The organism is Streptomyces sp. NPDC047081 (genome assembly GCF_040643775.1).
In the GTDB taxonomy this organism is placed as follows: Bacteria; Actinomycetota; Actinomycetes; order Streptomycetales; family Streptomycetaceae; genus Streptomyces.
In genome coordinates this window covers 26463-45337 of the sequence record NZ_JBEYUY010000020.1, presented here as the reverse complement: position 1 = coordinate 45337, position 18875 = coordinate 26463, and the positions used below count along the sequence as shown (strand labels likewise).

Annotated in this window: 17 protein-coding genes; 3 read left to right on the top strand and 14 right to left on the bottom strand. The window is 69.8% G+C overall.

The genetic code is table 11. The features are described 5' to 3' along the window. Positions 1 to 19: 19 nt before the first annotated feature. The gene (locus tag ABZ848_RS32005; RefSeq protein WP_360837540.1) at positions 20 to 877 is read right to left on the bottom strand and encodes a helix-turn-helix transcriptional regulator; all 858 of its coding nucleotides are present in this window, start codon (positions 875 to 877) and stop codon (positions 20 to 22) included. A gap of 83 nt (positions 878 to 960) precedes the next feature. Here ABZ848_RS32005 and ABZ848_RS32000 point away from each other — a divergent pair, with 83 nt between their 5' ends. Continuing rightward, positions 961 to 1848, top strand: coding sequence for an SDR family NAD(P)-dependent oxidoreductase (locus ABZ848_RS32000; RefSeq protein WP_360837538.1), 888 nt, complete (start codon positions 961 to 963; stop codon positions 1846 to 1848). Here ABZ848_RS32000 and ABZ848_RS31995 read toward each other — a convergent pair. After that, positions 1845 to 2918 (bottom strand): ADP-ribosylglycohydrolase family protein, encoded by a 1074-nt coding sequence (locus ABZ848_RS31995; RefSeq protein WP_360837536.1) that lies wholly within the window; start codon positions 2916 to 2918, stop codon positions 1845 to 1847. The two genes, ABZ848_RS32000 and ABZ848_RS31995, sit on opposite strands and share 4 nt — an antisense overlap. Before the next feature lie 212 nt (positions 2919 to 3130). Here ABZ848_RS31995 and ABZ848_RS31990 point away from each other — a divergent pair, with 212 nt between their 5' ends. Continuing rightward, positions 3131 to 4249: a glycerate kinase gene (locus ABZ848_RS31990; RefSeq protein WP_360837725.1), complete on the top strand. Its 1119-nt coding sequence runs from the start codon at positions 3131 to 3133 to the stop codon at positions 4247 to 4249. Between the two features lie 73 nt (positions 4250 to 4322). Here the strand turns inward: ABZ848_RS31990 and pssA are convergent, their stop codons facing one another. The 9 genes from pssA to ABZ848_RS31945 all read right to left on the bottom strand — a co-directional run bounded on the left by pssA (position 4323) and on the right by ABZ848_RS31945 (position 15291). Next, on the bottom strand, positions 4323 to 5105 hold the full coding sequence (gene pssA / locus ABZ848_RS31985) for a CDP-diacylglycerol--serine O-phosphatidyltransferase (protein ID WP_360837534.1): 783 nt from the start codon (positions 5103 to 5105) through the stop codon (positions 4323 to 4325). 61 nt (positions 5106 to 5166) lie between these two features. Further along, positions 5167 to 5823 carry a phosphatidylserine decarboxylase gene (locus tag ABZ848_RS31980; protein WP_242763357.1) on the bottom strand — a complete coding sequence of 219 codons (657 nt, stop codon included), beginning with the start codon at positions 5821 to 5823 and terminating at the stop codon, positions 5167 to 5169. A 170-nt stretch (positions 5824 to 5993) separates the two neighbouring features. Then, entirely contained in the window at positions 5994 to 7199 is a 1206-nt protein-coding gene (locus tag ABZ848_RS31975; RefSeq protein ID WP_242763353.1) for an acyl-CoA dehydrogenase family protein, read from the bottom strand. 5 nt (positions 7200 to 7204) lie between these two features. Further along, positions 7205 to 7711 (bottom strand): MaoC family dehydratase, encoded by a 507-nt coding sequence (locus tag ABZ848_RS31970; protein WP_360837531.1) that lies wholly within the window; start codon positions 7709 to 7711, stop codon positions 7205 to 7207. Between the two features lie 5 nt (positions 7712 to 7716). Then, positions 7717 to 8682, bottom strand: coding sequence for a CoA ester lyase (locus tag ABZ848_RS31965; RefSeq protein ID WP_099932428.1), 966 nt, complete (start codon positions 8680 to 8682; stop codon positions 7717 to 7719). Continuing rightward, on the bottom strand, positions 8679 to 10727 hold the full coding sequence (locus ABZ848_RS31960; protein WP_360837530.1) for a protein meaA: 2049 nt from the start codon (positions 10725 to 10727) through the stop codon (positions 8679 to 8681). Before ABZ848_RS31960 ends, ABZ848_RS31965 begins: the two co-directional genes overlap by 4 nt. A 17-nt stretch (positions 10728 to 10744) precedes the next feature. Then, positions 10745 to 12088 (bottom strand): crotonyl-CoA carboxylase/reductase, encoded by a 1344-nt coding sequence (gene ccrA, locus ABZ848_RS31955; RefSeq protein WP_360837529.1) that lies wholly within the window; start codon positions 12086 to 12088, stop codon positions 10745 to 10747. A 424-nt stretch (positions 12089 to 12512) separates the two neighbouring features. After that, positions 12513 to 13325, bottom strand: a complete 813-nt coding sequence (locus ABZ848_RS31950) for a TetR family transcriptional regulator (protein WP_360837528.1) — start codon at positions 13323 to 13325, stop codon at positions 12513 to 12515. 160 nt (positions 13326 to 13485) lie between these two features. Next, complete coding sequence (locus ABZ848_RS31945) at positions 13486 to 15291, bottom strand: 3-hydroxybutyryl-CoA dehydrogenase (RefSeq protein ID WP_360837527.1); 1806 nt, start codon at positions 15289 to 15291, stop codon at positions 13486 to 13488. 399 nt (positions 15292 to 15690) lie between these two features. Between ABZ848_RS31945 and ABZ848_RS31940 the strand changes: the two genes are divergently transcribed. After that, positions 15691 to 16266, top strand: a complete 576-nt coding sequence (locus tag ABZ848_RS31940) for an adenylosuccinate lyase (protein WP_360837526.1) — start codon at positions 15691 to 15693, stop codon at positions 16264 to 16266. Between the two features lie 8 nt (positions 16267 to 16274). Here the strand turns inward: ABZ848_RS31940 and ABZ848_RS31935 are convergent, their stop codons facing one another. The 3 genes from ABZ848_RS31935 to ABZ848_RS31925 are packed head-to-tail and all read right to left on the bottom strand — an operon-like array spanning position 16275 to position 18832. Beyond that, positions 16275 to 16775, bottom strand: a complete 501-nt coding sequence (locus ABZ848_RS31935; RefSeq protein WP_360837723.1) for a GNAT family N-acetyltransferase — start codon at positions 16773 to 16775, stop codon at positions 16275 to 16277. 20 nt (positions 16776 to 16795) lie between these two features. Beyond that, positions 16796 to 17194: a RidA family protein gene (locus tag ABZ848_RS31930; protein ID WP_360837525.1), complete on the bottom strand. Its 399-nt coding sequence runs from the start codon at positions 17192 to 17194 to the stop codon at positions 16796 to 16798. A gap of 57 nt (positions 17195 to 17251) precedes the next feature. Then, positions 17252 to 18832 carry an alpha/beta hydrolase gene (locus tag ABZ848_RS31925; protein ID WP_360837524.1) on the bottom strand — a complete coding sequence of 527 codons (1581 nt, stop codon included), beginning with the start codon at positions 18830 to 18832 and terminating at the stop codon, positions 17252 to 17254. Positions 18833 to 18875 lie beyond the last annotated feature (43 nt).

The window sequence follows — 18875 nt, the reverse complement described above, 5'->3', positions numbered from 1 at the left end:
TGCAGGGTAACCAGGCTGGTCATCCAGGAAGGGCAACCAGCTTGCGCAGACGCCTCTCGTCCTCGCTGCCCGGCTCGGGGAAGTGACAGATCAGGCTCAGCCAGGGGGCTTCCTCCAGTGCCATGCGCACGTACGACACCTCGATGTCGCCGACGTCCGGGTGACGGTAGCGGCGGACGGAGGAGCGGAACTCGACGACGTCGTGCTGCGGCCACAGGGCCGCGAACTCCGCGCTGGTGGCGAGGAGTTCGTCGATCAGTTCCGTGAAGCGGGGGTTGTCGAGTTCGTACGCCGCCTGCTGGCGCAGCAGCCCGGTCAGCCAGCGCGCCTCCGCCTCCCACTCGGGCATCAGGGTCCGCAGCAGCGGTTCGCGGAAGAGCATCCAGACGCTGTTCAGCTCGCCCGGCGCACGGTCCAGCAGGGCGTCGCCCAGGATCTGCTCCTGCGCCCGGTTCCAGGCCAGGACGTCGAAGCAGCGGTCGATCACGAACGCCGGGTTGGGCAGGAGGGTGTCCAGGAAGGTGCGGATCGCGTCCGGGACGTCGCGCGATCGCTCGGTCGGTTCCGGGACGGGCAGGCTCGACAGGCGGAACAGATGGGCGCGTTCCACCTCGTCCAGCTGCAGCGCGCGGGAGAGGGCCAGCAGGATCTGCGGGGAGACGTTGATGTCGCGGCCCTGTTCGAGCCACGTGTACCAGGTCAGGCTCACACCGGACAGCAGCGAGACCTCCTCGCGGCGCAGGCCGGGCGTACGGCGCCGCCCACCGGGAGGCAGCCCGGTCCCCGCGGGATCGGCGCGCTCGCGGCGGGAGCGCAGGAACGCGCCGAGTGCCTTGCGCGGATGATCCTTCGCCTCTGGTGGTGGTGTCGCTGCCACCAGTAAATTCTGCACTCTTCAAGCGGCCCGCAGTCCGGCGGAGGGTGAAGGGACACCGAACTCCCTTGTGAGAGGCGGCCCCTGTGGCTGAGCTGACCCCGCCCCGAACCGTCCTTGTCACCGGCGCCACCGGCGGCGTCGGCTCCGCCGTGGCCCGCAGGCTGCACGCCGACGGCTGGATCGTGTACGCCGCCCACCGCAGGCCCGCGGACGCGACCGCGCTGCGGGACGCCGGCTTCGAGCCCGTACGGCTGGACCTCACCGACGAGGAGTCCGTCCACGCTGCCGCTGAAGCGGTCGGGTCGCGTCTCGACGGCCTCGTCAACAGCGCCGCCGTCATGGGGCAGGGCCCCGTCGAACTGACGCCGGCCGAGGCATGGCGGCGGCAGTTCGAGATCAACGTGATCGGGCAGGCCGCCGTGATCCGTGCCTTCCTGCCCGCCCTGCGGACCGCGGGCGGCCGGATCGTGAACATCGGCGCCGTCTCCGCGCGCGTCCCGCCGCCCTTCTTCGGCCCGATCGCCGCGTCCAAGGCGGCCCTGTCGGCGCTCACCCAGTCCCTGCGCGCGGAACTGCGCCACCAGGGCGTCAAGGTCTCCCTCGTCGAACCCGGCGCCATGGACACCGCCATCTTCGCGACGGCCGACAAGGCGAGTGCGGCGCTCGGACGGGTGGGTTCGGCGGAGACCCAGCGGTACTACGCCGCCGCCCTCGACGCCGTACGAGCGACCGCCGCGCGGCAGACGTTGGGCTCCGTCGAGCCCGCCGTGAACGCCGTCGTCCGCGCCCTGACCGCACGTCGCCCCGCCACGCTCCGCACCACCGGCCGCGACGGCCGCGTACTCGCCCTGCTGCGGTTCCTGCCGGACGGACTGCGCGACCGTCTGGTGCTGCGGGCGATGGGACTGACGGCCGGGGTGTTCACGGAAGCGACGGCGCAGGCTCCGACGAACGCACCCCCCGCTCCCTAGGGCTCCGCCTCCGCCAGTTGCAGCGTCCGCTCCGCCAGCTCGCTGATGTGGGCCCCGTCGAAGCCGAAGACCGCGCTGCGGACCGTGTCCTCCAGCGGCTCCTTCCACTGCGCCGGGATCGCCTCCGCGCCGGTGAGCACGCCCGCCACCGAGCCCGCCGTCGCGCCGTTGGAGTCGGTGTCGAGGCCGCCGCGGACGGTGAGCGTGATGGTGCGGGTGAAGTCGCCGTCGCCGTACAGCAGGCCCGCGGTGAGGACGGCCGCGTTCGGGATGGTGTGGATCCAGCCGAGCCCGGCGGTCTCCTCGGCGACCGTGGTGAGCGTGTCCTCCCAGGTCATCCGGGTGTCATGGAGCGAGACGACCCGCCGTACGGTACGGGCCAGGCGGCTGGAGGCCGGGACGACGGACAGCGCCTCGTCGACCGCGTGCCGGACCGTCGGCGCCGTGAACGCCGCCGAGATCAGCGCGGCCGCCCACATCGCGCCGTACACCCCGTTCCCGGTGTGCGACAGCACCGCGTCCCGGCGGGCCAGCGAGGCCGCGCGACGCGGCAGGCCGGGGCTGGTCCAACCGTAGATGTCGGCGCGGATCAGGGCGCCGATCCACTCCTGGTAGGGGTTGTCGTAGGTGGCGGTCAGCGGCGGCTTGAGGCCGTTCGCGAGATTGCGGTACGCCGCCCGTTCCGCCGTGAAGGTCTGCAGGTACGGCAGTCTCAGCAGCCACAGGTCGCCCACCTGCTCGGTGCTGAAGCCGAAACCGTGGGTCTCCAGGAGGTCCAGGCCCAGGATCGCGTAGTCGACGTCGTCGTCCCGGCAGCTGCCGTGGATGCGCCCGCGCACGCACTCGCGCCACTCGGGGCGCAGCTCGAAGCCGTCGCTCTCGTCGGCGGGCTCGGGGAGGTAGTCGGTCAGCGGCAGGGCGGCGGCCTGCCGGAGATAGCGGTCGATACGGTCCCGCGTCCACAGGTCGCCCTGCTCGACCGGCTTGCCGAGCATGTTGCCCGCGATCCGGCCGAGCCAGCCCCCGAGGACGCGGTCGGCGAGCTCTGGCTCGGTGCCCACAGGGGTCATAGGACCGGTTTACCCAATTCCGGGGGCGCCCGCGCGGGTTTTGGGCGTCCGCACAGGCGCCTGACACGGCGCTCGTACGTTGTTCCCACGCCGTTCTCAGGGTCCGGGCGGTGCATGACGGCGGGGGCGGTCTCCGGTTAAGGTCGCAGCGGCGCGACTGGCCTTGACGTGCGTGAGGCCCGGAGAGCAAGGGGATACAGGTGACACAGCGCGTGCTCATCGCCGCGGACAAGTTCAAGGGGTCGCTGACGGCCGTGCAGGTCGCCGAGCGTGTGACGGCCGGGCTGCGCCGGGTCGTGCCGGACGCCGAGGTGGCCTCGCTACCCGTGGCGGACGGCGGTGACGGGACCGTGGACGCCGCCGTCGCGGCCGGTTTCGAGCGGCACGAGCTCCTGGTCGCGGGCCCGCTCGGCAACGACGTGACGGCGGCCTTCGCGCTGCGCGGCGACACCGCGGTCGTGGAGATGGCCGAGGCCAGCGGCCTCCAGCGGCTCCCAGCAGGCGTCTTCGCGCCGCTGACGGCCTCCACGTACGGCTCCGGCGAGGTGCTGCGGGCCGCTCTCGACGCGGGCGCGCGGACGATCGTCTTCGGCGTCGGCGGCAGCGCCACGACCGACGGCGGTGCCGGCATGCTCTCCGCGCTGGGCGCGCGCTTCCTGGACGCCGACGGCGAGCCGGTCCCGCCGGGCGGCGGCGGCCTGGGCGAGCTCGCCTCGGCCGACCTGTCCGGCCTGGACCCGCGCCTCGCCTCCGTCGAGCTGGTCCTCGCCAGCGATGTCGACAACCCCCTCACCGGCCCCAAGGGCGCCCCGGCCGTGTACGGCCCGCAGAAGGGCGCCTCCCCGGACGACGTGGAGACCCTGGACTCGGCCCTCGCCCACTACGCCAAGGTGCTGGAGGGGGCGATCGGCGCGAAGGCCGCCGAGTACGCCGCCTCGCCCGGCGCGGGTGCGGCCGGCGGCATCGGTTACGGCGCCCTCCTGCTCGGCGCCCGCTTCCGCCCCGGCATCGAGGTCATGCTCGACGTCCTGGGCTTCGCGCCGGCCCTGGAGCGCGCGGAACTGGTGATCACCGGCGAGGGCTCCCTCGACGAGCAGACCCTGCACGGCAAGGCCCCCGCGGGCGTCGCCGCCGCGGCCCGCGCCGCCGACAAGGAGGTCGTCGCGGTCTGCGGCCGCCTCGCCCTGCCCCCGGAGGCGCTGGGCCGGGCCGGGATCCGCCGGGCGTACCCGCTGACGGACGCCGAGCCGGACGTCGCCAAGTGCATCTCGGACGCCGGGCCCATCCTGGAGCGGGTCGCCGAGCAGATCGCGCGCGACTTCCTGACCTGAGCGGGAGCCGGACGGCATGACGAAGGGCCCCGAGCCGGTCGGCTCGGGGCCCTTCGTCGTCGTACGGGATCCGCTACGGAAGCTGGGCCGCCCGCGCCTCTCGGCGGTTGTCGCGGAAGTTGTTCACCCGGCGGGCCGTGGCGAACAGCGGGATGACCGCGCCCATGACCAGCTGCAGCGCGCAGCCCGTCTGGAGGAGCAGCTGGCCGCTGGGGGCGTCGAAGGCCCACGCCGCCAGGAGGCCCATGCTCAGCACGATCCAGGTGAGCATGGCCGCCGCGCTGCGCCCGCGCGGCTTCGGGTACTCGACGCGGCTCACCATCAGCCAGGCCGTGCCCAGGATCGCCAGGAGCGTCGCGAAGAACGGGAGCTCAAGGAGCACGATCGAGACGACCGTGAGCGCGCCGAACGGGGACGGCATGCCCTGGAACATGCCGTTCGTCGGCGTCACACACGAGAAGCGCGCGAGTCTCAGCACCACGGCCAGGAGCACCACGATCGCCCCGACCGCCGCCACCTTCTGGTACGCGTCGTCGGCGACCATGCCGTAGACCAGCACGAAGTACGCCGGTGCGAGGCCGAAGCTGATCAGGTCGGAGAGGTTGTCCAGCTCCGCGCCCATGGGGGAGGAGCGCAGCTTGCGGGCGACCAGGCCGTCGAACAGGTCGAAGACCGCCGCGCACAGCATCAGGATGACCGCGGTGGCCGCGCTGTTGCGGGCCATGCCGGATTCCTGGCTGTCGGTCAGGTGCGGGATCAGGATGCCGGTGGTGGTGAAGTACACCGCCATGAAGCCGCACGTCGCGTTGCCGAGGGTGAGGGTGTCCGCTATTGAGAGGCGGAGAGAAAGAGGCATCTCCTCCTCGTCGTCCACCTCTTCGGCCTCGGGAACCCAGCCCGCCTGGGTATCTGAAGGATCAATCACGGTCAATGCGAGTCACCCCAGCCACGGTCTTCTGACCGACCTCGACCGCCACCTCCACGCCCTCGGGCAGGTAGATGTCGACGCGCGAGCCGAAGCGGATCAGACCGATGCGGTCGCCCTGCTCGACCTTCGTCCCCTGCGGGATGTAGGGCACGATGCGACGGGCCACCGCGCCGGCGATCTGGATCATCTCGATGTCGCCGAGTTCGGTGTCGAAATGCCAGACTACGCGCTCGTTGTTCTCGCTCTCCTTGTTGAACGCCGGAACGAACCCGCCGGGGATGTGCTCCACCGACGTCACCTCGCCGGAGAGCGGCGCGCGGTTGACGTGGACGTTGAGCGGGCTCATGAAGATCGCGACGCGGGTACGGCCGTCCTTCCACGGCATGATGCTCTGCACCACACCGTCGGCGGGCGAGATGACCCGGCCCTGAGCGATCTCGCGCTCGGGGTCGCGGAAGAACCACAGCATGCCCGCCGCGAGCGCGGTGGCGGGCACGGCCACGGCCTTGGCGACGCCGGAACGGCGCGCCCGGGCCAGGCTGAGGGCTGCGGTGGCGACGGTCGGCAGAAGCCACGGCGATGCTCCGCGCGCAAGACGTACGCCTGCCAGGCTGTCGCGTGGTGCAGAGGTTTGGCTGTGGGGCATGGATGACCTTCGTAGCGGATGATGCCGCGCTGTAACGGGGGACGGCGGCTTTCCGGGGATCGTACCGGTCGACGGCCACAACTGGGCAAGCCAGGAAGCCGAGTCGGCGGCTGAAGAGTGCCTACGGGGTGTGATCTTCTTCTCCAAGAAAACACCCCGTATCCGGACATCTAGCCCTGGAATCGATACTCTTCGAGCAGCCTGCGACCGATGATCATCTTCTGGATCTCGGCGGTACCTTCACCGATGAGCAGCATCGGCGCCTCGCGGTAGAGGCGCTCGATCTCGTACTCCTTGGAGAAGCCGTAGCCACCGTGGATCCGGAAGGCGTCCTCCACGACCTCCTTGCAGTACTCGGAGGCGAGGTACTTCGCCATCCCTGCCTCAAGGTCGTTTCGTTCGCCGGAGTCCTTTTTGCGTGCGGCGTTCACCATCATCGCATGGGCGGCCTCGACCTTGGTGGCCATCTCCGCCAGTTTGAACTGGATGGCCTGGTGCTGGGCGATCGCCTTGCCGAAAGTGTGGCGTTGCTGGGCGTACTGGACGCCGAGTTCGAAGGCACGCTGAGCGACGCCACAGCCACGCGCCGCCACGTTGACGCGGCCGACCTCGACCCCGTCCATCATTTGGTAAAAACCTCGGCCGGTCTCGCCGCCGAGCACGCGGTTGGCCGGAATCCGCAGGCCATCCATGATCAACTCGGTGGTGTCGACGCCCTTGTAGCCCATCTTGTCGATCTTCCCGGGGATGGTGAGGCCGGGGCGGACCTCTCCGAAGCCGGGCTCCTTCTCGACCAGGAAGGTCGTCATCGACTTGTGGGGCGCCGTGCCCTCGGGGTGTCCTTCATCACTTCGGACGAGTACGGCGACCAGACTTGACGTTCCGCCGTTCGTCAGCCACATCTTCTGGCCGTTGAGGACGTATTCGTCACCGTCCTTGACCGCCTTGGAGGTGATGGCGGACACGTCCGAGCCGAGGCCCGGCTCCGACATCGAGAAGGCACCGCGGATGTCGCCGGCCGCCATGCGCGGCAGGAAGTGGTCCTTCTGCTCCTGCGTGCCGTGCTGCTTGAGCATGTAGGCCACGATGAAGTGGGTGTTGATGATGCCGGAGACCGACATCCAGCCGCGGGCGATCTCCTCGACGCACAGGGCGTAGGTGAGCAGCGACTCGCCCAGACCCCCGTACTCCTCCGGGATCATCAGACCGAACAGGCCCAACTCCCTGAGCCCGTCGACGATCTGCTGCGGGTACTCGTCACGGTGCTCCAGCTCGGTCGCGACCGGGATGATCTCCTTGTCCACGAAGTCGCGGACGGTGGAGAGGATCTCCTGCTGGACGTCGGTCAGACCGGCGGTCTGGGCGAGGCGTGCCATGGGGCTCAGCCCTCCTGAAGTTCCGGGCGGCCGGGCTGCTCGCCGCCGCGCTCCTTGATGTACGTCTCGGTCGGCACCATCACCTTGCGGCGGAACACGCAGACCAGGGTGCCGTCCTGCTTGTAGCCCTTGGTCTCGACGTAGACGATCCCGCGGTCGTTCTTCGACTTGGAGGGCCACTTGTCGAGCACGCTCGTCTGGCCGTAGATCGTGTCGCCGTGGAAGGTCGGCGCCACGTGCTTCAGCGACTCGATCTCCAGGTTGGCAATCGCCTTGCCGGAGATGTCCGGCACGCTCATGCCGAGCAGCAGTGAGTAGATGTAGTTCCCGACGACGACGTTCTTGCCGAAGTCCGTCGTCTTCTCCGCATAGTTGGTGTCCATGTGGAGCGGGTGGTGGTTCATGGTGAGGAGACAGAAGAGGTGGTCGTCGTACTCCGTGACCGTCTTCCCCGGCCAGTGCTTGTACGTCGCCCCGACCTCGAACTCCTCGTAGGTGCGTCCGAACTGCATCGCGCTCAGGCCTCCGGGATCTCGAACTTCGACGTGCGCTGCATGCCGGCCGCACGCCCCTTGCCGGAGATGACCAGCGCCATCTTGCGGCTGGCCTCGTCGATCATCTCGTCGCCGAGCATCGCGGAGCCCTTCTTGCCGCCCGCCTCGGACGTGTAGTAGTCGTACGCGTCCAGGATCAGCTCGGCGTGGTCGTAGTCCTCCTGCGAGGGCGAGAAGATCTCGTTGGACGCCTCGACCTGGCCCGGGTGCAGCACCCACTTGCCGTCGAAGCCGAGGGCGGCGGCGCGCTGGGCGACCTCGCGGTAGCCGTCGATGTTGCGGATCTGCAGGTAGGGGCCGTCGATCGCCTGGAGGTTGTTGGCGCGGGCGGCCATCAGGATCTTCATCAGGATGTAGTGGTAGGCGTCCGCCGGGTAGCCGGGCGGCTGCTCGCCCACGACCAGCGACTTCATGTTGATCGACGCCATGAAGTCGGCCGGGCCGAAGATGATCGTCTCGACGCGCTGGGAGGCCGTCGCGATCTCGTTGACGTTGTTGAGGCCCTGGGCGTTCTCGATCTGCGCCTCGATGCCGATCTTGCCGACCTCGAAGCCCATGGTCTTCTCGATCTGGGTCAGCAGGAGGTCGAGGGCGACGACCTGCTGGGCCGTCTGCACCTTGGGCAGCATGATGCAGTCGAGGTTCTGCCCGGCGCCCTCGACGACCGTGACGACGTCCCGGTACGTCCACTCGGTCGTCCAGTCGTTGACGCGCACGACCCTCGTCTTGCCCGTCCAGTCGCCCTCGTTGAGGAACTTGACGATCGTGTGCCGGGCCTCGGGCTTGGCGAGCGGGGCGCACGCGTCCTCCAGGTCCAGGAAGACCTGGTCGGCGGGGAGGCCCTGCGCCTTCTCCAGGAAGCGGGGGTTGCTTCCGGGGACCGCGAGGCACGAGCGTCGCGGACGCAGACGGTTGACGGGCGTGGTCATGCGGGGACCTCCAGGGGGTCGAGCTTGTTCGCTTTCCGGATCTCGTCGACGATGCGGCCGATGATTCCGGTGATGTCGAAGTCCTTCGGGGTGAAGACGGCGGCCACTCCGGCGGCCCTCAGCTGCTCGGCGTCACCATTGGGGATGATCCCACCGGCGATGACGGGGATGTCTGTGGCACCGGCCACACGGAGCCGTTCCAGCACGTCGGGGACCAGCTGGGCGTGCGAGCCGGACAGGATGGACAGGCCGACCGCGTGCACGTCCTCGGCGAGGGCCGCGTCCGTGATCTGCTCCGGCGTCAGCCGGATGCCCTGGTAGACCACCTCGAAGCCGGCGTCCCGGGCCCGCACGGCGATCTGCTCGGCGCCGTTGGAGTGCCCGTCCAGGCCCGGCTTGCCGACCAGGAAGCGGAGCTTGCCGACGCCCAGGTCCTTCGCCGTCAGCTCGACCTTGCGCCGCACCTCGGCCATGGCCGAGCCCTCCTCGGCGGGGACCGCCACCGGCGCGGACGAGACACCCGTCGGGGCGCGGAACTCGCCGAACACCTCGCGCAGGGCACCGGCCCACTCACCGGTCGTGGCCCCCGCACGGGCGCACTCCAGGGTGGCCTCCATGAGGTTGCCGGTGCCCCTGGCCGCCTCCTTCAGCTTCTCCAGCGCCTTGCACGGGCGCGGGTGGTTGAAGGGCGGCTGGTAGCGGGTGTCGCGCCAGTTCTGCAGTGATGCGATGACCCGTGCCTCGACAGCTGGATCGACTGTCTGGATGGCTGTATCGAGATCGGCGGTCAATGGATTGGGCTCGGTCGTATTGAAGATGTTGACGCCCACGATCTTCTCTTGACCGGACTCAATACGAGCCCTGCGCTCGGCGTGCGAGGAGACGAGCTGCGACTTCAGGTAGCCCGACTCGACGGCGGCCATCGCGCCGCCCATCTCCTGGATCCGGTCGATCTCGGCGAGGGACTCCTCGACGAGCTTCGCGACCTTCGCCTCGATGACGTGCGAGCCCTCGAAGATGTCCTCGTACTCCAGCAGGTCGCTCTCGTGGGCGAGGACCTGCTGGATGCGCAGCGACCACTGCTGGTCCCAGGGGCGGGGCAGGCCCAACGCCTCGTTCCAGGCCGGGAGTTGCACGGCACGCGCGCGCGCGTCCTTCGAGAGGGTCACGGCGAGCATCTCGAGGACGATCCGCTGGACGTTGTTCTCCGGCTGCGCCTCGGTCAGACCGAGGGAGTTGACCTGGACGCCGTACCGGAAGCGGCGCTGCTTGGCGTTCTCGATGCCGTAGCGCTCGCGGGTGATCTTGTCCCAGATGCGGCCGAAGGCGCGCATCTTGCACATCTCCTCGATGAAGCGGACGCCCGCGTTCACGAAGAAGGAGATCCGGGCGACGACGTCACCGAACTTCTCGGCCGGCACCTGCCCCGAGTCCCGCACCGCGTCCAGCACCGCGATCGCCGTCGACATGGCGTACGCGATCTCCTGGACCGGGGTCGCCCCCGCCTCCTGGAGGTGATAGCTGCATATGTTGATCGGGTTCCACTTGGGGATGTGGTTGACCGTGTAGCAGATCATGTCCGTCGTCAGACGGAGCGAGGGACCCGGCGGGAACACGTGCGTGCCCCGCGACAGGTACTCCTTCACGATGTCGTTCTGGGTCGTGCCCTGGAGCTTGGTGATGTCCGCACCCTGCTCCTCGGCGACGACCTGGTAGAGCGCCAGCAGCCACATGGCGGTGGCGTTGATCGTCATCGAGGTGTTCATCTGCTCCAGGGGGATGTCCTGGAACAGCCGGCGCATGTCACCGAGGTGCGCGATCGGCACGCCGACCCGGCCGACCTCGCCGCGGGCGAGGATGTGGTCGGAGTCGTAGCCGGTCTGCGTCGGCAGGTCGAACGCGACCGACAGGCCGGTCTGGCCCTTGGCGAGGTTGCGCCGGTACAGCTCGTTGGACGCCTCGGCCGTGGAGTGACCGGCGTACGTGCGCATGAGCCACGGCCGGTCCTTCTCCCTTGCCCCGTCGGCGTTCTGACGCTCAGTCATCTATGACCCCGGGTGTCTCAGATGTTGCGGAAGCGGTTGATGGCGTCGAGGTGCTTGGCGCGCATCTCCTCGTCGCGCACGCCGAGGCCCTCCTCGGGGGCGAGGCACAGCACGCCGACCTTGCCCTGGTGGAGGTTGCGGTGCACGTCGTAGGCGGCCTGCCCGGTCTCCTCCAGGGAGTAGACCTTCGACAGCGTCGGGTGGATCTTGCCCTTCGCGACCAGCCGGTTGGCCTCCCAGGCCTCGCGGTAGTTGGCGAAGTGCGAGCCGATGATCCGCTTCAGGGACATCCACAGGTAGCGGTTGTCGTACTCGTGGTTGTAGCCCGAGGTCGAGGCACAGGTGACGATGGTGCCGCCCTTGCGGGTGACGTAGACGGAGGCGCCGAACGTCTCGCGGCCCGGGTGCTCGAAGACGATGTCGACGTCCTCGCCGCCGGTGAGTTCGCGGATGCGCTTGCCGAAGCGCTTCCACTCGCGCGGGTCCTGCTCCTGCTCGTTCTTCCAGAACTTGTAGCCCTCGGCGTTGCGGTCGATGATCGCCTCGGCGCCTATCGCCCGGCAGATGTCCGCCTTCTGCGGCGAGGACACGACACAGATGGGGTTGGCGCCGCCGGCCAGCGCGAACTGCGTGGCGTACGAGCCGAGGCCGCCGCTCGCGCCCCAGATCAGCACGTTGTCGCCCTGCTTCATGCCGGCGCCGTTGCGGGAGACCAGCTGCCGGTAGGCGGTCGAGTTCACGAGCCCCGGAGCGGCGGCCTCCTCCCAGCTGAGGTGGTCCGGCTTCGGCATCAGCTGGTTGGACTTGACGAGGGCGATCTCGGCGAGGCCGCCGAAGTTGGTCTCGAAGCCCCAGATGCGCTGCTCGGGGTCGAGCATGGTGTCGTTGTGGCCGTCGCTCGACTCCAGCTCCACGCTCAGGCAGTGCGCGACGACCTCGTCACCGGGCTTCCAGGCGTTGACGCCCGGGCCGGTGCGCAGGACGACGCCCGCGAGGTCGGAGCCGATGATGTGGTACGGCAGGTCGTGCCGCTTGGTGAGCTCGCTGAGGCGGCCGTAGCGCTCCAGGAAGCCGAAGGTGGACAGCGGCTCGAAGATCGAGGTCCACACCGAGTTGTAGTTGACACTCGATGCCATGACGGCGACCAGGGCCTCGCCCGGGCCGAGCTCCGGCAGCGCCACCTCGTCCAGGTGGATCGACTTGCGCGGATCCTTGTCGCGGGTCTCCAGGCCCGCGAACATCTCCGTCTCGTCCTTGTGCACGGTGATCGCGCGGTACGACTCGGGGAGCGGCAGGGCGGCGAAGTCGGCCGGCGTCGAGTCCGGCGACTGGATCGCGTCCAGGATGTCCTTCGTGGTCACGGTGTTGCCTCCGGCGATACGCACCCTGAGGGAGGGGTGCTGAGGGTTACGTCGGTGTGCTGCTGAGGGTGTTGGGAAGTGCCGTCGGTTCGGCTGGTGGTGCTTCGGCAGCGCTTTGTGGCGCGGGAGGTTGCCTGTGACGCAGGCGTCCGGGCGGGCGAGTCGATGACTTGCTGGGACAGCCGGCGAGCGAAAGGTCTCTGCTCGCCGGCCGCCCGGACTCCTTCAACGTAAGACACCGCGTGCCACCGTGCAAGGCACTGAGTGCCAGAGATTCTTCTCAGGTGAAATCTTTACGTAACAAATGAGCGATGATCGATCGAACGCGCTCTGAAATCTGCTCGAAAAGGTGCCCTGACATGCCAAAACGGCCACCCCGAAGGGTGGCCGTCATCACAGCGGCGAAGGAGCCTCCCAGGGCCCCTCAGCGGTCCTTGAGCGCCTGCTCGATGGTCCGCATGACCTCGTCCAGCGGCGCGTCGGTGCGGGCGACCGTGACCAGCACCTCGCCCTGGGTGGAGACCGTCGCGGGGGCGGACGGCTGCGGAGGCGTCGTACGGCCCGCCCCGATGCCCGTGCCGAACGTCTTGCGCACGATCGCGAAGGCGTGGTCCAGCTGTGCCTCCACGTCGCCCTGGCCGCCGGCCCGCAGCCAGCGTCTGAGGACGTGGTTGTGGGCGGTGACGACCGCGGACGCGGCGACCTCCGCCAGCAGCGGGTCGTCGTTGGCGTCGTCGTCGTGCGCGTGCTCGTCGAAGTGGCCGAGCAGGTAGCGGGTGAAGAGGCGCTCGTAACGGGCCACCGACGCGATCTCCGCCTCGCGCAGGGTGGGCACCTCGCGCGTGAGCTTGTAGCGGGCGACCGAGATCTCCGGCCGGGCCGCGTACATCCGCATGACTTCCTTGATGCCGCGGCACACCGTGTCGAGCGGGTGCTCGTGCGGCGGGGCCGCGTTGAGCACGGCCTCCGCGCGGATCAACGTGTCGTCGTGATCGGGGAAGATCGCCTCTTCCTTGGAGCGGAAGTGGCGGAAGAAGGTGCGGCGGGCCACTCCGGCCGCGGCCGCGATCTCGTCGACGGTGGTCGCCTCGTACCCCTTGGTCGAGAACAGCTCCATCGCCGCGGCCGCCAGTTCTCGGCGCATCTTGAGCCGCTGGGCGGCCGCGCGACTGCCTGCGGCACTTTCCGGCGCGTCGGGCGTAGCTGGTGTACGTGAGGACTTGGCGGGCTGGGACATGACCCGAACGTACTGCATGTGCGCAGCTTGCTGCGCATGTACGGGGCTTCCCCCGCCCGGAGCGGGCGGGGGAGAGCCGGGTCCCGGGGGCGGGGGAAGACTGCCCGGGTCGAGCAGTCCACCCCAGTCCTCGCCGCCTCTGAACCAGTCGCCGGCGCCCTCAGCGGCGGGCATATTCGCGGAAGCCACGGCCGGTCTTGCGGCCGAGGCAGCCCGCGGCCACCAGGTGCTCCAGGAGCGGGGCCGGAGCGAGGCCCGGGTCGCGGAACTCGCGGTGCAGGACCTTCTCGATCGCAAGGGAGACGTCCAGCCCGACCACGTCCAGGAGCTCGAACGGGCCCATCGGGTAGCCGCCGCCCAGCTTCATCGCCGCGTCAATGTCGTCAAGAGATGCATAGTGTTCCTGCACCATCTTGATCGCGTTGTTGAGGTACGGGAAAAGCAGTGCGTTCACGATGAAGCCCGCACGGTCTCCACAGTCGACGGCGTGCTTCTTGATCCGTCCACACACTTCGTGAACCGTTGAGTGGACGTCCTCGGCGGTCAACACCGTACGGACGACCTCGACCAGCTTCATCGCCGGCGCCGGGTTGAAGAAGTGCATGCCGATCACGTCCTGCGGACGCGAGGTGGCGCGGGCGCAGGCGACGACGGGCAGCGAGGACGTCGTGGTGGCCAGGACCGCGCCCGGCTTGCAGACCTTGTCCAGCGCCTGGAACAGCTGCTGCTTGATCTCCAGGTCCTCGGCGACCGCCTCGACGGCCAGGTCGACCTCGGCGAAGGAGTCGTAGGAGCCCGCCGCGGTGATCCGGTCCAGGGTCTGCGCGGCGGCCTCGGCGGTCATCCGCCCCTTGTCGACGGAGCGCGAGAGCGACTTGCCGATACGGGCCTTGGCGGTCTGCGCCTTCTCCTCGCTGCGGGCGGCGAGCACGACCTCGTAGCCGGCCTTGGCGAAGACCTCGGCGATGCCGGAGGCCATGGTGCCGGAGCCGGCGACGCCGACGGAGCGGACCTCGCGGCCCGGGGCCCGCTCGGCGCCGGCCAGCGGCGTCAGCGCGTCCCGCACGACGGTGGCGCTGCCGGGAGCCTCGTAGGTGTAGAAGCCGCGGCCCGACTTACGGCCCGTCAGGCCCGCCTCGCTGAGCTGCTTGAGGATGGGGGCGGGGGCGTGCAGCCGGTCGTGCGACTCGGAGTACATGGCCTCCAGGACCGTACGGGCGGTGTCGACGCCGATCAGGTCGAGCAGCGCGAGCGGGCCCATCGGCAGACCGCAGCCAAGCCGCATCGCCGCGTCGATGTCCTCGCGGGAGGCGTACTTCGCCTCGTACATCGCCGCGGCCTGGTTCAGGTAGCCGAACAGCAGCCCGTCGGCGACGAAGCCGGGCCGGTCGCCGACCGCGACGGGCTCCTTGCCCAGGTCGAGGGCGAGGTTGGTGACCGCGGAGACCGCGGCCGGCGCGGTCAGCACCGAGGAGACCACCTCGACCAGCTTCATGGCCGGCGCCGGGTTGAAGAAGTGCAGCCCGAGCACACGCTCCGGACGCGCCGAGTCGGCGGCCAGGCGGGTCACGGACAGCGCGTTGGTGCCGGTCGCCAGGATCGTCTCCGGGCGCACGATGCCGTCGAGTTCACGGAAGATCTGGTGCTTGATCTCGTACGACTCCGGAACCACCTCGATGACCAGGTCGGCGTCGGCCGCGGCCCGCAGGTCGGTGGAGGTGCGCACGCGGGCCAGCAGCTCGGCGCGCTCTTCCCCGGTCAGCCGGCCGCGCTCCACGGCGCGGGCGGTGGCGGCCTCCAGGACGGCGACCGACTTGGCGGCCGCGGCCTCGCTGATGTCGATGCCGACGACCGCGCGACCGGCCTTGGCGAGGACCTCGGTGATACCGGTGCCCATGGTGCCGAGACCGACGACGGCAATGGTCTGCAGCGGGGACAGAGGGGTGTCGGACAGGGGAGTGGCCATCGCGGGACTCCAGGAATGAGGGTGACGACTGGGAGCGCCCCCGGGTGCGCCGAAGGGCGGCCGTCTCGCGGCCGGACCACTGGCGCACCGGGTGCGTGAAAAGGGATGCGGGTGTTGCCGGGCTGCGAGCGCACACGCCCGGTGCCGTCGCCATGGGCGTGCACACGCCTGGAGCGAACGGTGGGAAACCGACCGGCCCTGTCCCGAGGCCGGGTCGTGCTGCGGTACCTGTGGTACCGAACCGACTGCCCTTACGACGGCTGCGTCACCAGGCCGACGTAAGCAGGTGCGAGTGGGTGACTCGCTCGATTGAGCTTAACCGGCGGGTAACGAGCGCGCTAGTCCCCGTGTTTGTGATGTAGGTCCCGACAGATCCACCAGGCCCCTAATCTCGGTGCCATGGACGAAGAGTTGCGATCACTCACGGAGCGTTTACGGGCGGAGGCCGCGGGCAGCGCCGCCTGCGACCGGCTCGCGGCGACCGAGGACACCGACGAGCTGGCCGGAGTGCTCACCGAGCCCGGGCAGCCGCTGTGGGCCAGGGAGCTGGCCGCGTTCCGGCTGGGCCTCGCGGGCGACCGGCGGGCCTTCGAGTCCCTCGTCCTGTTCCTGAACCACCGTGATCCGCAGCGCTGCGCCTCCGCCGCGTACGCCCTCGCCCGCCTCGGCGACCCTCGCACGGCCCGCGCGGCGGCGGCCCTCGCCACGAACGAACTGCGCGTCGCCTACGCCCTGCACCCGGTCCGCCTGCTGACGGAGCTGCGCGCCCCCGAGTCCGTACCGGCCCTGATCACCACCCTTGGGCGGCGGCTGCGCCCGCACGACCCCTACCGCCGCGTCGCCCTCGCCTGCGTGGAGGGGCTCGGCAGCCTGGAGGACGCTCGCGCCAGACCCGTACTGAACGAGGCTCTCGCGCATCCGGCGCTGGCGGAGGCGGCGGTGCGGGCGCTGGCGCGGATTCCCAAGCAGCGGTGACGCGGGGCTCAGCCCGTCAACTCCCTGACGTACCGCACCTCCGGCACCGGGACGCCGTCCACCTCGAAGGGCTCGGCGGCGCCGTCCGGGTGGAAGCCGGAGCGTTCGTAGAAGCGGCGGGCGCGTGCGTTGCCCTCCAGCACCCACAGATACAGTCGCGTGTGGCCGGCGGCCGTGCAGCGTCGTATCGACTCCTCGATCAAAGACCGTCCCACGCCCGCGCCGTACCGCTCCGGGTGGACGTAGATCGCGTACAACTCCACGCCCCCGGTGGGGACTTCACCGTCCCGGTACGGGCCGTGGCAGGCCCAGCCGATGACCTCGCCGTCCCGTTCGGCCACCACGTTGACCACGCCCGGGTTGCCTTCCAGGAGACGCGCGCGGCGGCGCTCGGCGTCGTCCGGGACGCTCATCGAGTCCAGGTACGACTGGGGGATCAGGCCGCGGTACGCGGTTCGCCAGCCGCCGACGCGTATCTCGGCCACGCGGTCGCAGTCGTCGAACGTCATCTCGCGGACGTGGAGACCGCTCACAGTGCCACGACCGCGAACGCCTCTATCTCCATCAGGAATTCGGGCCGGACCAGCGCGGCCACCTGTACGGCAGAGGCCGCAGGCAGGCGGTCGTCGGGTATGTGGGCGGCGCGGGCTGTGCGGATCGCCGGCATGTGGGCCATGTCCGTGACGAAGAAGGTGAGTTTGACGACGTCGTCGAAGCTCGCGCCGGCGGCGGCCAGACAGCGGCGGAGGTTCTCGAAGACCTGGCGGGCCTGGGCCTCGGGGTCGCCCTCGCCGACGAGCTTGCCGTCCTCGTCCACGGCGACCTGGCCGGCGATCGCGACGAGACGGCCGGTGCCCAGCACGACGTGGCTGTACTGGGCGGCGGGGAAGACGCCGTCGGGGGCGGGGATCCTGGTCAGCTCACTCATGCGTCCATGGTGGACCACGGGTCTGACAACGCCCGCCCCCGACGGTCGGTCAACTGCTCAGCCGCGGAAGCCGAGCAGGCCGTGCAGGGTCGACCCGCGTTCGGAGCTCGACGCCGCGGCCGTCGAGGCCAGCGGCTTCGGGTCCGGCAGCTTCGGGCAGACCGCGTCGATCTCGCCGCCGCTGCGCGGCACGGTGCCGTCGGTCAGGTACTTCGCGAGGTACTTGTCCAGGCAGGCGTTCCCGCTCAGCGTGATGCCGTGGTTGCCGCCGCCCTGCTCGACCACGAAGCTCGAACCGGCCAGCAGCTCGTGCACCGTCGCGCCGCCCTCGTACGGGGTCGCCGCGTCGTTCGTCGCCTGGAACAGCAGCGTCGGCGGCAGCTTGCCGTTGGCGACGTTGACCGGCCGCAACGAGTCGGTCGGCCAGAACGCGCACGGCGCGTTGTACCAGGCGTTGTTCCAGGTCATGAACGGTGCCTTGTCGTAGACCGCCCAGTTGTCCTTGCGCCACTGGTTCCAGTCGCGCGGCCAGGAGGCGTCACGGCACTGCACCGAGGTGTAGATGCTGTAGCCGTTGTCCCCGGACGCGTCGACGGCGGCGAAGTTCTCGTAGGCCTCGACCAGCGGATCGGCGTTCTTGTCGTTCACGTAGGCCGCGAACGCCTCGGCCAGGTAGGGCCAGTAGCCGTTGTAGTAGCCGCCCGGGATGAAGGTGTCCTCCAGCTCGGAGGCCCCCACCTTGCCGCCCGCCGGCTTCTTCGCGAGCGCCTTGCGCATCGCGTACCACTTGGCCTCGATCTTGGCCGGGTCGGTGCCCAGCTTGTACGTCGAGTCGTACTTGGCGATCCAGGCCATCAGCGCCTTCTGGCGGGCGTCGAAGGCGTAGTCCTGCCCGATGTTGTCGTCGTACCAGACGCCGGTCGGGTCGACGATCGAGTCCAGGACCAGTCGCTTGACGCGCTGCGGGAAGAGCTTGGCGTAGACCGCGCCCAGGTAGGTGCCGTACGAGTAACCGAAGTAGCTGGTCTTCTTGTAGCCCGTGGCCGCACGGATCGAGTCCATGTCCTGCACGGCCTGGATGGTGTTGATGTACGGCAGCACGCTCGCGTACTTCTTGCCGCAGGCCGCGGCGAAGGACTTGGCGCGCTCCAGGTTGGCCTTCTCGATGGCGGGCGTGCTCGGCACCGAGTCCGGGCGCACCGGGTTGAAGTAGCCCGGCTTGCAGTCCAGGGCCGGCGTGCTCTTGCCCACCCCGCGCGGGTCGAAGCCGATGACGTCGTACTGGGCCGCGACCGCCTTGGGCAGCGAGGTCGCGACGAAGCCGGCGAGCGAGAGACCGCTGCCGCCGGGGCCGCCGGGGTTGACCAGCAGCGGGCCCTGGGACTTCTTGGCGGTGTGCGGCACGCGCGAGAGCGCGAGCGTGATCTTCTTCCCGTACGGGTTCCGGTGGTCGAGCGGCACCTTGAGGGACGCGCACTGGAGCGTCGGGTAGTCGGTGGTGCCGCATTTCTTCCAGGTGATCTTCGCGGCTTGAGCGGTTGCCGCGCTGCTCGGGGCGCTCGCGTCGGCGGGGACGGCCGTGACGGTCCCGGCCACGACGACGGCGGCGCCGCACAGCACGGCTGCGCGTTTTCTCATGGAGTCCTCCCAGGACGGAGGGGCAGCGGACCGCGAGTCTCAC